The sequence below is a fragment of the Bradyrhizobium septentrionale genome (assembly GCF_011516645.4).
GTDB classification, from domain to species: domain Bacteria; phylum Pseudomonadota; class Alphaproteobacteria; order Rhizobiales; family Xanthobacteraceae; genus Bradyrhizobium; species Bradyrhizobium septentrionale.
Map to the genome: position 1 here is coordinate 4,239,784 of NZ_CP088285.1, position 12,874 is coordinate 4,252,657.

11 protein-coding genes are annotated in these 12,874 nt (G+C 64.4%); 7 read left to right on the plus strand and 4 right to left on the minus strand.

Features of this window, described 5'->3' with window-relative positions; genetic code table 11:
* Window positions 1-28: 28 nt before the first annotated feature.
* Complete coding sequence (locus HAP48_RS21890; protein WP_224496538.1) at window positions 29-1,225, plus strand: acyltransferase family protein; 1,197 nt, start codon at window positions 29-31, stop codon at window positions 1,223-1,225.
* Here HAP48_RS21890 and HAP48_RS21895 read toward each other — a convergent pair.
* The 3 genes from HAP48_RS21895 to HAP48_RS21905 form a co-directional block, all read right to left on the minus strand.
* A complete protein-coding gene (locus HAP48_RS21895; protein WP_166210072.1) occupies window positions 1,222-1,944 on the minus strand; it encodes an antibiotic biosynthesis monooxygenase family protein in 723 nt (240 codons plus the stop codon). The two genes, HAP48_RS21890 and HAP48_RS21895, sit on opposite strands and share 4 nt — an antisense overlap.
* Window positions 1,945-1,963: 19 nt before the next feature.
* Window positions 1,964-2,956 carry an alpha/beta hydrolase gene (locus HAP48_RS21900; protein WP_166210069.1) on the minus strand — a complete coding sequence of 331 codons (993 nt, stop codon included), beginning with the start codon at window positions 2,954-2,956 and terminating at the stop codon, window positions 1,964-1,966.
* Between the two features lie 141 nt (window positions 2,957-3,097).
* The gene (locus HAP48_RS21905; protein ID WP_166210066.1) at window positions 3,098-3,436 is read right to left on the minus strand and encodes a putative quinol monooxygenase; all 339 of its coding nucleotides are present in this window, start codon (window positions 3,434-3,436) and stop codon (window positions 3,098-3,100) included.
* Between the two features lie 549 nt (window positions 3,437-3,985).
* On the opposite strand from HAP48_RS21905, the gene HAP48_RS21910 reads away from it, so the two are divergent.
* From HAP48_RS21910 to HAP48_RS21930, 5 genes are all read left to right on the plus strand, one after another.
* Entirely contained in the window at window positions 3,986-5,224 is a 1,239-nt protein-coding gene (locus tag HAP48_RS21910; RefSeq protein WP_166210063.1) for an FAD-binding protein, read from the plus strand.
* Complete coding sequence (gene glcF / locus HAP48_RS21915; RefSeq protein WP_166210060.1) at window positions 5,221-6,537, plus strand: glycolate oxidase subunit GlcF; 1,317 nt, start codon at window positions 5,221-5,223, stop codon at window positions 6,535-6,537. Before HAP48_RS21910 ends, glcF begins: the two co-directional genes overlap by 4 nt.
* 214 nt (window positions 6,538-6,751) lie before the next feature.
* On the plus strand, window positions 6,752-7,159 hold the full coding sequence (locus HAP48_RS21920; protein ID WP_166210057.1) for a histone: 408 nt from the start codon (window positions 6,752-6,754) through the stop codon (window positions 7,157-7,159).
* 405 nt (window positions 7,160-7,564) lie between these two features.
* Complete coding sequence (locus HAP48_RS21925) at window positions 7,565-8,554, plus strand: TorF family putative porin (protein WP_166210054.1); 990 nt, start codon at window positions 7,565-7,567, stop codon at window positions 8,552-8,554.
* A gap of 70 nt (window positions 8,555-8,624) precedes the next feature.
* Entirely contained in the window at window positions 8,625-9,131 is a 507-nt protein-coding gene (locus HAP48_RS21930) for an HPP family protein (RefSeq protein ID WP_166210051.1), read from the plus strand.
* A 6-nt stretch (window positions 9,132-9,137) separates the two neighbouring features.
* Here HAP48_RS21930 and HAP48_RS21935 read toward each other — a convergent pair whose 3' ends face one another.
* Entirely contained in the window at window positions 9,138-10,883 is a 1,746-nt protein-coding gene (locus tag HAP48_RS21935; protein ID WP_166210048.1) for an ABC transporter ATP-binding protein/permease, read from the minus strand.
* A 309-nt stretch (window positions 10,884-11,192) separates the two neighbouring features.
* Here HAP48_RS21935 and HAP48_RS21940 point away from each other — a divergent pair, with 309 nt between their 5' ends.
* Entirely contained in the window at window positions 11,193-12,863 is a 1,671-nt protein-coding gene (locus tag HAP48_RS21940; protein WP_166210045.1) for an L-lactate permease, read from the plus strand.
* The last annotated feature ends 11 nt before the right edge of the window (window positions 12,864-12,874 follow it).

The window sequence follows — 12,874 nt, forward strand, 5'->3', positions numbered from 1 at the left end:
CAAGATGCATGTCTTCGGCAACACATCGATGCCCAGCCTGGCCGATCAGCTGGCGCTTTCGCGCAATCGGCCCGCGGGATTCGACTACATGCGGATTGCGCTGGCGGTGTCGATCATCGGCCTGCACAGCCTGAACGTGACGCTCGGGCTCGGCCGGGCGCTGGAGATCCAGAGCACGCTTCGCATCGGCGTCGCGATGATGCTTGCGCTGTTCTTTGCCCTGAGCGGCTTTTTGGTGACGGCGAGCCTGTTGAGGTGCAAGAGCCTGATTTCCTTCCTCGGCCTGCGCGTGCTGCGGATCGGACCGGCGCTCGCGGTCGAGACCACGCTGTCGGCCGTCATCATCGGTTCGCTCTTCACTGAGCTGCCACTGGCGCAATATCTCGCCGACCCGAAATTTCACGCCTATTTCCTCAATATCGTCGGCGACATCCATTACGAACTGCCGGGCGTATTCCTGCACAATCCGCTGCCTGAGTTGGTGAATGCCCAGCTCTGGACGGTGCCGTATGAATTGTGGTGCTACGTCATCCTGGCGCTGCTCGCGGTGACCACGATTTGCTTCAACAGGATGGCGTATCTTGTGTTCATGGTGATCGCGCAGATCGGGCTCGCCGGCTACGACCTCTACCGCTGGGACGAGGTGCCGATCCAGCTTCGCCCGCATCTTCTGGTGTTCTGCTTCCTCGCCGGTGTCGGCTTCTACCTCTGGCGCGACAAGGTGCCGTTCAATCGGACCGTCTGCCTGTGCGCGCTGGTGCTGTGCGCCGCCGCCATGGCCACCGGACGCGGTGACGCGCTGGCGCCAGTGCCGGCCGCCTATGTCGCGTGCTATCTCGGCCTTATGAACCCTCGGCGGAGCTGGATCGTCTCGTCGGGCGATTACTCCTACGGGCTCTATCTCTATGGCTTCGTCATCCAGCAATGCATTGCGACCTTCGGTCCGGGCGTTCAGCACTGGTATCTCAACATCCTGATCAGCCTGCCGCTCGCCTTCGGCGTTGCCGTTGCGTCCTGGCACCTGGTCGAGAAACACGCGCTCCGGCTCCGCGGCCAGGTCGAGCAGCTCGAGGCGGCAGCGCTGGCGCGGAGCTCGATCATAGGCTTCTGGCGCCGCTCGCCCGAGCGGGTCGAGTTGCGCGCAAGGCTCGATGTTGCGGGAACTCGAGCGGGACAGTCGAGCGGCGCCGAGCTGCAGCCAGCCCAGCGTCGCGTCATAGTTTAGCCGGCCGCGCCTGCCGCTTTCCTGGCGATCACGGCATGCTTGGTCTCCCGCCCCTTGACGTCGGGATAGAATTGCGGCGCCTCGCGACGGTCGAAACGGCCGTAGGTGCGCACCACACGGACCATGCGATGGCGCAGGCTTTCGATGCCTTCGATCCGCTTCGGCTGCCAGTTGCCCGCGGCCCCGGCATTTGTCCAGCCGATCAGCAGCGCGATCTTGCCGGGATTGTGGATGCTGCTCCAGATGTCATGATCGGTGACGTCACCATTGTTGATGTCGAGGCCGAGATACGCCGGCAGCAGGTCGATCTGGGTTGCAAAGGTCGCTCCCTTGGCCGGCGTGATCTCGGTAAAGGTCGCGATCTTTGACGTGCCGACTTCGGTCTCGTCGAAGCGCTGTTCGCGGACGGGGATCCCGGCCGGTGGCGCAGTATCGGCGGTGATGTCGCCAATGCGCAGGAAATAGTCCGAGAAGATCTCGAAACGGCCTTTCTCCTGCACCGCATGGTGTTCGCCCTCGGTGCGCCAGCGCACGACGGATTTCTCGTCACGCCAGGTCGAGTGCGACAGAATCCAGCCCGGCCGGAGCCGGCTTTCAAATCGCTCATTGTCGATGAAGCCGTCGACCGTCTCCAGGATCGGCTTCAGGTGCTTGGCTTGCTCCAGATAGTCGTCCTTGCGGCCGTCGTTGGGATGAACTTCGAAAATGACGGAGAACATGGTCTGTCCTTTCCACTGTTCAGGTGGTTGCCGAAGCGGCCTCGTCGCTTCGGAGGAAGTTGACGCTTTCGCGCCAGAGCGCATGACGCCTCGTCTCGAGGTGCATCAGATGCGTGCCGCGCGAAATCTTGATGTCGCGCTTTTCGGGGGCGTTGCAGAATGCGTCGAACAGCCATCGGGCATCGTCATCGAGCATCAGCCCGTCCCACTCGCCGCGGATGATTGCGACCGGGGCGCGGACCTTCGCCGGATCGTAGGCGAGCTTGCCGTGCCATGCCTGCAGGATCTCGCTGAACGGACCGAGCGGCGTCTTGACGCCGGCCGGGTCGCGCTGGCGGCTCTCCGGATCGCTGTCGAGATAGGCCTCGCTCCATTGCTCGAAATGGGCGCGAGCAAGCACCGGCGGCTCGTGTGGCGGCACGTCCTCGATGAAGCGATTCCATTGGTCTTCCACGGTCACGATGCGCCAGGCGGGAAAGGCCGGTGGCACTTCGTAGCGCCGCGGGGGGCGACGTCCGATCGGTCCGAACATCACCAGGCGGTCGACCAGCGCCGGGTGGGCCCCGGCAAATTTCGCGGCCGGCATCGCGCCCCAGGAATGAGAGATCAGCGAAAGCCTTTCGATACCCTGGTGGCCGCGAATGAAGCGCACCGCAGTCCCGATTTGCGCGGCAGCGTCATCGGCAGTGCAGAGTGGCGGATTTTCCTTTGCCGGTTGCGACATTTCGGGATAGCGGTCCGAATGACCGAACCCGTAGAAGTCCAGACCCCAGACGTCGAAGCCTGCGTCGACCAGGGCATCGCGCCAGGACCGGCCGTCGAAGCGGTGCGCGACCGAGAGCGCCGACGGGAACGTCGCTCCGTGGACGTAGAGCACGGCACGGCGCGGCGTGCCGTCACTGCCGTTTCCCGCGAGGAAACGAAGGAACAGTGACAGCCCGTCGCGAGGGCCCGGAATGAGGAAATGCTGTTCTCGGGCATCAAGCTTCGACGCCGCCTTGTCATCTGTCATGTGAACACCGTCATTGGATCGGGCGAGTTCCGGGAATGCCGGGACATCGTGTCCCGACAACCCGTTCCGGCGGGCTCAGTTTCCAACGATCATTTCGATCGTGATCGAAGTGCCGCGGCGCTGAGGCGACGTCTGCATCGTTCAGATCAGCACGTACTGAGACCGCTCGCGCTTGGCGAGCAGCGGCAGCGCTTGCTCTGCGATGTAGGTCTTGAAGTAGGCGCTCTCCTGATGGGCCTTGAACGCCGCTTCGTCCTGGAACAATTCGTAGAACAGGAATTGCGCCGGATTGTCCTTGCCGCGGCCGATCAGGAACAGCTTGGTGCCGGCGTCCTTCTGCGCCTCGGGCAGGAAGCCGTCGAGAATTGCCGCGACCTTGTCGGCCTGTCCCTCCTTTGCTTCCCATTGCGCCACCACCAGAAGGCCTGATGTGTTGATCGCATCGCTGATGGTTCTCGTGCTCATCGCATAGTGTTTCATTTGCATTCCTCCGTTGCTTTGCTCCGATCGAGCTTGCGATCCGACCCAGGACGAGACGCCGGCGATCGCCATGATCGCGAAAGAGCCGATGGCCGATCGCCGGGTGGGCATCATCGTCGTGGTCGTGACTTCCGAACGTTTCATGATCGCCTCCAGATGGTTCGCACCAACCGTCTAGCCGGGCCGAACCGCGACGCGAGAGATAATGGATCGTTCGGCGAACCCAGTTCGGTGATGGTCGAATTGTCGATGTCGTGAAAATGGTTCGATCATGGCCGAAGTGTCGTGGCGGAAACCGGACCACGGGGAATGTCCCGACATCGGGGCTTGCCGACCAGCACGCCGGAACAGGCGGAAATATCGTGCTCCTGCCTTTCGCGGGGCGGCGGATTTTTGAGCTGAGCGGGACGTTCCGGGCAAGGCGGCTTGACCCCGTTTCCACGGTCTAGGCCCCCGCCACCGGGCCGTTCCGTCGAGATCACCGTCGCATTCAGAGATTTGTTCGGCGCGCATTTGATTTCGGAGCCGAATTTCGATACCGCCTAGCCTGTGGAAACGCTCAAAGTCAGGGATGCCCGGGACGTCGAAGAGGTGGTGCGCGCGGCTGTCGCCGGCGAGCAGCCGCTCGAGGTCATTGGTCATGGATCGAAGCGCGCCATCGGTCATCCGATGGCGACCAATGCGGTGCTTGACGTCTCGGTGCTCAACGCGGTCACCTCCTATGAGCCGAACGAGCTGATCATCACCATGCAGGCCGGCGCGCCGCTCGCCGACGTGCAATCCCTGATCGACGCCAAGAACCAGCAATTCGCCTTCGAGCCGATGGACACATCGGTGCTGCTCGGCACTGCGGGAGCCGGCACGATCGGCGGCATGATCGGCGCTGGCCTGGCCGGTCCGCGACGCATCAAGGCCGGCGGCGCCCGCGACCATCTGCTCGGGGCGCACGCGGTGTCCGGGTTCGGTGACAGTTTCAAGACCGGCGGACGGGTGGTGAAAAACGTCACCGGCTACGACCTCTGCAAGCTGCTCACCGGCTCCTGGGGCACGCTCGCGGTCATGACCGAGGTGACGCTCAAGGTCATGCCGAAGCCGGAAGCCGAGCGGACCTTGGTGCTGCGCTCCCTCGACGACGCCACCGCCAACCAGGCGATGACGGCGGCGCTGGGCTCGCCGTTCGACGTTTCTGGCGCGGCGCACCTTCCAGGCTCAGTGTTGCGATCCGGGACCGGTGCGCTCGGCAGCCTTGCCGCCTCCGGCCAGGCCGTCACGCTGGTGCGGCTCGAGGGTATTTCGGCCTCAGTGGCACACCGGGCGGCCTCGCTGACCCAGACATTATCTTCCTATGGGGCGGTCGACGTCCTCGCGGACGACGCTTCGGCTGCGATCTGGAGCGCGCTGCGCGACGTGGTGCCGTTTGCGGCGAACGGCGCGCTCGGGGCCTGGCCGGTGTGGCGCATCGTTTGCCCGCCGGCCGCCGGCGGCGCGCTAGGCCAGGCGCTGTCGCGCGCAACCGGTGGCGACGTGATCTACGACTGGGGCGGCGGGCTGATCTGGGCTGCAGTGCCGCAGAGCGCCGACGCGCAGGCCGCGCTGGTCCGCGGCCAGGTCGAGGCGATCGGCGGGCACGCCACCCTGATCCGCGCCGGCGAGGAGGTGCGCCGTGCGGTCGATGTGTTCCAGCCGCAGGCGGCCGGCCTTGCCGCGCTCGGCGAACGGGTCCGGGGGAGCTTCGATCCGAGATCGATCCTCAACCGCGGCCGGATGAGGCGGGGCGGGGCTGCATGAAGACCGAGTTTTCCCTGGCGCAGCTCGCCGATCCCGACATCAAGGAAGCCGACAAGATCCTGCGTGCCTGCGTGCATTGCGGCTTCTGCACCGCGACCTGTCCGACCTATGTGCTGCTCGGCGACGAGCTCGATAGCCCGCGCGGCCGCATCTACCTGATCAAGGAGATGCTGGAGAAGGACAAGCCGCCGACAGCAGACGTGGTCAAGCATATCGACCGCTGCCTGTCGTGCCTCGCCTGCATGACCACCTGTCCGTCGGGCGTGAACTACATGCACCTCGTCGACCAGGCCCGGGTCGGGATCGAGCGGGACTACCAGCGGCCGCTGGCCGAGCGGCTGCTGCGGTCGGTGCTCGCCTTCGTGCTGCCGCGGCCGGGCCTGTTCCGGATCAGCATGATCCTCGCCGGGCTCGCCCGTCCGTTCGCGGCGCTGCTGCCGACGCCTTCGGTCGGCGCGTCGAACCCGGGCCTCTTGCGGCGGATCAAGGCGATGCTGGCGCTCGCGCCGCGCGGCCTGCCGCAGCCGGGTCCATCAGCCGGAACCGTGTTTGCGCCGATCGGCCGGCGCCGCGGCCGGGTCGCGCTGCTGCAGGGCTGCGCCCAGCAGGTGCTGGCGCCGCGCATCAACCAGGCCGCGATCAACGTCCTGACCCGGCACGGCGTCGAGGTGGTGCTGGTCAAGGACGAGCAATGCTGCGGCGCGCTGACCCATCACATGGGGCAGGATCACGACGCGCTGGCGCGCGCGAAAGCCAACATCGCGGTGTGGCAAAGGGAAGCGGACCAGAACGGGCTCGACGCCATCCTGGTGACGACCTCGGGCTGTGGGACAGTTGTCAAGGACTACGGCTACCTGCTGCGCGAGGACAAAACATTCGCTGAGCCTGCCGCGCGAATCTCGGCGCTGGCAAAGGATATCACCGAGTATCTCGCTGGCCTCGAGCTCACGCCTTCAACGCAGATAGGCGACGTCACCGTCGCCTATCATTCGGCTTGTTCGTTGCAGCATGGCCAGAAAATAACTCAGCTACCGAAAGAATTGCTTTCCAAGAATGGATTCGTGGTGAAAGATGTACCTGAGAGCCATTTGTGTTGCGGTTCGGCGGGGACCTACAACATTCTCCAGCCCGACATTGCGAGCAGATTGCGCGATCGCAAGGTCGCCAATATTGCGCTTGTCAAACCGGACATGATCGCTGCGGGCAATATTGGGTGCATGGTTCAGATTGCCGGCGGTACGTCAGTTCCTGTGGTGCACACGATTGAGCTTCTCGATTGGGCGACAGGAGGTCCCCGGCCAGGATTGAATTGATCGACTGCCACTCGAGCATGATCCGGACCCCAGCCTTGCCCTGATGCAACGTGAAGGACCGGCGCTTCCTTGCCACAGACGCGAAGCGATCGCGCGGCCGTCATGCCCGACAAGCGAAGTGGAGGGGCCTCTCTCCGAGGTGCAGCCAACGTCCGGCAAGCGATCACTTCAATACGCCCGGTGGACTCAAATCAGCGGCAACAGGAGGACCACGATGGCGAAGTCGAAGAAGGCGAAGAAAAGCAAGAAGGCCAAAAAGGCCAAGAAGGCAGTAGCGGCGAAGAAGTCGGCCAAGAAGGCCGCGAAGAAATCCGCCAGGAAATCCGCCAAGAAGGCGGCGAAGAAATCAGCCAAGAAGTCGGCCAAGAAGACTGCAAAGAAAGCGGCCAAGAAGGCTGCTCCGAAGAAAGCGGCCCCCAAGAAAGCTGCTCCCAAGGCTGCGAAGAAAGCCGCCAAGAAGAGCGCTCCGAAGAAGGCCGCCGCGCCGAAGCCGGCTGCGCCGGTCGCTGCGCCCCCGGCCCCCGAGCCCGCGCCGCAGCCGGCCCCGAGCTGGGCGACGCCAAGCCATGAACCCGCGCCGGGCTGGAGCGCCGGCACCTCTGATAGCGGCGAGCACCACTAGCCGCAGCTATCCCTGAGAGGTTCACCTGACCGAAGCCGCAGCGGACGCCGCTGCGGCTTTTTCCGTTCCACGATTCCGTTCCACGACGGCGGCCGGTGTTTTTGCGGGTACGGCGATTCGCTTCGGCGCTTTCGCAGCGGGCCGGCTGTTGCTCATCCCCCACTTCCGGTGCCCGGCTCAACCGCTACGGGAGCAACTGTTTTGTGGTGCAAATGCAACACCCGCAAGTCAACGTGCGGCAGAATGGCTGGAACGCCTAAAAAGTCGGCACATGCATGTCTTTTTTGCTTCACGCTACCGTGCACGACCTGCAGATTGAACCCACGCGATTTAGTTGCAGTCCGTTATCGCGCGCCCTGGGGGGCCACGGAGCTGGGCTGTCTGGACAAGTAGATGGGGATCGTCATGAAGAAACTGGCCTTGTTAGCAACGGCGCTAGCAATGATTTCGAGCTCGGCAATGGCAGCTGACATGGCGGTGAAGGCCGTCAAGGCGCCGCCGCCGGCTCCCTTCGATCCTTGGGACATCGCCTTCGGCGCCGGCATCATGAACGACTACATCTTCCGCGGCGTCACCCAGTCGAACCACAATCCGTCGGTCACCGCGTATTTCGAGCCGCGCTACAACGTCAACAAGGACCTGCAGCTCTACATCGGTACCTCGACCGAGAGCATCTCCTTCGCCAACCGCGCCGCGGCCGAAGTCGACGTCTACGGCGGTATCCGCCCGACCTTCGGCGCCTTCGCCTTCGACATCGGTGTCTGGGGTTACCTGTATCCGGGTGGAACCTGCTACTACGGCGCGCCGGTCGACACCGCCAACAACCCGCTCAGCGCGCAGTGCGCCGCCAACTTCCTGCCGAACGGCAATGTCATGAAGAAGGACGTCTCGTTCTTCGAAGTCTACGGCAAGGCGACCTGGACCATCAACGACAACTGGGCGTTCACCATCAACGAGTACTACTCGCCGAACTTCCTCAACACCGGTGCCTGGGGCAACTACTCCTCGATCATCGGCAAGTACACCGCGCCGAGCACCGTGTTCGGCACCAGCGGCGTCGGCATGTATGTCTCGGGTGAGTTCGGCCGGCAGTGGCTCGGCACCTCGGACAGCTTCTACGGCGTTCCGGCGTTCCCGAACGGCATCAAATATGCCGACTACAACACCTGGAACATCGGTATCGGCTTCACCTACAAGGTGTTCACGCTCGATCTGCGCTACTCCGACACCGACATGTCGAAGGGTGATTGCAGCGCCTTCACCAGCGACTATACCGCTGGCGGCACCACCAACGTGACCCCGATCAACCCGCTCGGCACCGGCTCCAATTGGTGCGGCGCGGCAGGCATCGCCAAGCTCTCGGTCGACCTGACGGCGGCGTCCAGCCTGAAGTAATTTCTCCTCTCGGAGATCGCGGGGGCGGCAGAGTAATCTGCCGCCCCCTTTGTTTTTGTGGGCAAGGCTCATGGCATCGGACCGGACCGCGGTGAAGGCATTGATGCGGGTAGGGCGGCGCGACCTGCTTGCGGGCGCGGTGGCGGGCCTCGGCGGCGCGATCGCGATCGGCACGATGGAGTGGTTCTCCGTTGCGGCCGGATATCCGCTGGGCGTGATCCCGTTCGCAACCTCGATCGTGCTGGTGGTGGGATCGCCGGAGGCCGAGCCGGCCCAGCCGCGCGCTCTGATCGGTGGACATCTGGTGTCCGCACTGGCTGGCTTTGCGGTGCTGTGCCTGACCGGGCCGCATGCCTGGGCGGCCGCCGCCGCGGTCGGGATTGCAATCCTGGCGATGGTCGTGACCGACACCTTCCACCCGCCGGCGGGAATCAGTCCGCTCCTGATCGTCTCCGGCAATTTGCCGTGGTCATTCCTGCTCGCGCCGGTGCTCACCGGCGTCCTGATGCTGGCAGCCTTCGCCTATGGCTGGCACCGCTGGGTCAGCCGCAGGCCATGGCCGCGGCTGAGCCAGTAGTCCCCGCTACGACGCGGCGACCTTCACCGTGTCGCGCAAGCTGAAGCGGTCGCCATCGCGGACCAGCGTGACGTTGCGCTCATGGAAGGCGCCGAGCGTCGAGCGGTGCCCGATCGAAACCACCGTGGTGTCGGGCAGCTTCTCGGTGATCAGCCTGTACAGCGCGGCTTCCGACGGCTCGTCGAGCGAGGCCGTCGCCTCGTCGAGGAACAGGAACTGCGGCGCATGCAACAGCGCCCGCGCGATGCCGAGCCGTTGCTGCTCGCCGAGCGACAGCATCCGGTTCCAGTGCGCCTCTTCCTCGAGCCGCGCCGCGAGCTGCGGCAGTCCGACCGCGGTGAGGACGTCGCGAACCCGGCCCGCCTCGAATTGCGTGGCCTCGCCCGGATAGACGACGGCGTCATGCAGCGACCCGATCGGCAGATAGGGACGCTGCGGCAGCATCATCAGGCTGGCATTGGCCGGGATCTCGACCGCGCCGCTGCCGAACGGCCAGATGCCGGCCACGGCACGGAACAGCGTCGACTTGCCGGCGCCGGAGGGGCCGGTCACCAGTGTCCGCTCGCCGGGACGGAAGCTGAAATGCTCGGCCGCGACCAGCGGCGTGCCGTTCGGCAGCTTGACCAAGAGCTGCGGCAGCGCGATCTCGCCGCCGGCCGCGGGCTTCTCGTGAATCGCGGCAGGATCGTCGGCGAGCTTTTCGGCAGCCGCAATCGCGTTCTCGAAGCCGTCGAGACGGGCGACGGTCGCGCGCCACTCCGCCAAGGTGCGGTAGGCCGACACAAAGAACGAGAGCGAGTCCTGCACCTTGCCGAAGGCCTCGGCGATCTGGATCAGGGAACCGAGCTGCACCGTCTTGCTGACGAAATAGGCCGGGCCCGCCAGCGCGAAGGGAAACACCACCGACGCCTGCGCATAGCTTTGTGTGAAGGCGGTGATCCGCTTGGTGCGGCTCATGATGCCATACCAGTTGGCGACGACGCGACCGAACCGATCCAGCAGCCGTCCGCGCTCGGCGCCTTCACCCTTGAGCAGCGCGATCTGCTCGGAGTTTTCGCGCACCCGCACCAGGTTGAAGCGAAAGTCCGCTTCCAGCCGCTGCTGGTTGAAATCGAGACCGACCAGCGGCGAACCGATCCATTGCGTCAGCATGGTGCCGAAGATGGCGTAGACCAAGGCGGCCCAGACCAGGTAGCCGGGAATCGAGAGATCGATGCCGAACAGGGTCAGGGGCAGCAGTTCCGAGAGCCCCCAGAGGATGATCACGAAGGAGGCCAGCGAAACCACCGCGTTCAACAGGCCAAGGCCCAGCGCCAGCGTCTGGGCGACGAACAGCTTGACGTCGTCGGTGATGCGCTGGTCGGGGTTGTCGGCCGCGTCGTTGGCGAGCTGCATGCGGTAGTGGTTGGCGTCATGCACCCAGTCGCGCAGATATTTGCTGGTCATCCATTTGCGCCAGCGGATCTGCAGCCACTGATTCAAATAGAGCTGGTAGACGCCGAGGGCCACCGAGACGGCTGCGATCGCACAGAACACCAGCATTTCGCGCTTGAACGTGTCCCAGTCCTTGTTCTGCAGCGCGGTGTAGAAGCGGTTGCGCCACTGGTTGATCAGCACGTCCATGAGGACTGACGACAGCTCGATCGCGACGACCGCGCCAAGCAGCACGCGGCCGGCCCATTTGTCCTCGGATTTGAAAAAGGGCGAGGCGATGCGCCACACCGTCGCGAGTGTCGAGCGAATGTTGTTCACAGATTATCGTCTCCGGGGAAGGGGGCCGCAAAGGCCTGAAGAATCGGGACAATCGGAGTGGACATCGACTAAAGTCGTAAGCCTGGCATGCAAGCGTTGGCTTGTCCCGGCGAGCGAGTCAACCCTAGCATGGCAGCTAACGGCGAGGGACGGGGGACCTTCCATTTTCGCGAGGATGTGAGCGATCCTTACCGATCGTTCATTCGCGAGCCGGGGCTTCAACTTTCGTAGACGGACTCCCGCAATCGCACCAGCGCGCGGCCTGCAGGCAGGCCGCGCGCTGCATAAGAACATGGGGGAGGACCCGAGATGAATACCTGGAATCAAATCTACAATCCGCTCGGCAATGCGGCGCTGTCGACGATCGCGGCCGCCATTCCCGTCGTCACGCTGCTGATCCTGATCGCCAGCGGAAAGGTGAAGGCGCATATCGCCGCCATCATTGCGGTCATCCTGACCAATCTGATTGCGATCTTCATCTTCACGATGCCGGCCAACATGTCGATCCGCGCCTCGGTGCTCGGCATCGTCTCCGGCTTCTTCCCGATCGGCTGGATCGTTCTCAACGTCATCTTCCTGTACCAGCTCACGGTTGCAACCGGCCAGTTCGAGCTGTTGAAGCGCGCGGTCGGCGGCGTCACCGAGGACCGCCGCCTGCAATTGCTGCTGATCGCGTTTTCGTTCGGCGCCTTCTTCGAAGGGGCATCGGGGTTCGGCACCCCGGTCGCGATCACCGGTTCGGTGCTGATCGGGCTCGGCTTCTCGCCGCTCGCGGCCTCCGGCCTGTCGCTGATCGCCAACACCGCCCCGGTTGCCTATGGCGCACTCGGCACGCCGATCCAGGGTCTCGCCTCGGTCACCGGGCTCGATCCCTACATCCTCGGCGCCATGGTCGGCCGGCAGCTGCCGCTGTTCTCGCTGATCGTGCCGTTCTGGGTGGTGTGGGCATTCGCGGGCTGGCGCGGCATGAAGGAGGTCTGGCCGGCGATCCTGGTCACCGGCGTCTCCTTCGCGGTCCCGCAATTCGTGATCTCGAACTACATCAACCCCTGGATCGTCGACATCGGCGCCTCGCTGATCTCGATGGGCGCGCTGATCCTGTTCCTCAAGATCTGGCAGCCGAAGCAGCTCTGGCTGTCGCCGGCGCTGCGCGGGCGCGATGAATCGGCGGCGACGATGACCGCACCGAAGCCGATGGACAAGACGCCGCTCACCAACCGCGAGCTCTGGACCGCATTGCTGCCGTGGATCATCGTCTGCATCGTGATGCTGATCTGGGGCAACGGCGCCTTCAAGACCTGGGCGAACTCGATCTTCACGGTGAACTATCCGATCCCCGAGCTCGACAAGATGATCAACAAGATGCCGCCGGTGGCGGCCAAGCCGACCCCGGAAGGCGCCGTGTTCGGCTTCACCTATCTGTCGTTCACCGGCACTGGCATGCTGATCGCCGCGATCATTTCCGGGTTCCTGGCGGGCTTTTCGCCACTGCGGATGATCGCCGATTATGGCCGCACCATCCGCCTCTGCGCGATCTCGCTGATCACGATCTCGGCGATGTTGGCGATCGGCACGCTGACCCGGCTCTCCGGCGTCGACGCCACGCTCGGCCTCGCCTTCGCGGCGACCGGCGTGCTGTATCCCTTCTTCGGCACCTTGCTCGGCTGGCTGGGCGTGGCGCTGACCGGATCGGATACCGCCTCGAACATCCTGTTCGGCAATCTGCAGAAGATCACCTCCGAGCAGCTCGGCCTGTCGCCGATCCTGATGGCGGCGGCGAACTCGTCGGGCGGCGTGATGGGCAAGATGATCGACGCGCAATCGATCGTGGTCGCCTCGACCGCGACCAACTGGTACGGCCACGAGGGCTCGATCCTGCGCTACGTGTTCCTGCACTCGATCGTGCTGGCGTGCCTGGTCGGTCTGTTCGTGACCTTGCAGGCCTATGTCTATCCGTTCACGGCGATGGTCTTGAAATAACGAGGCGAGGC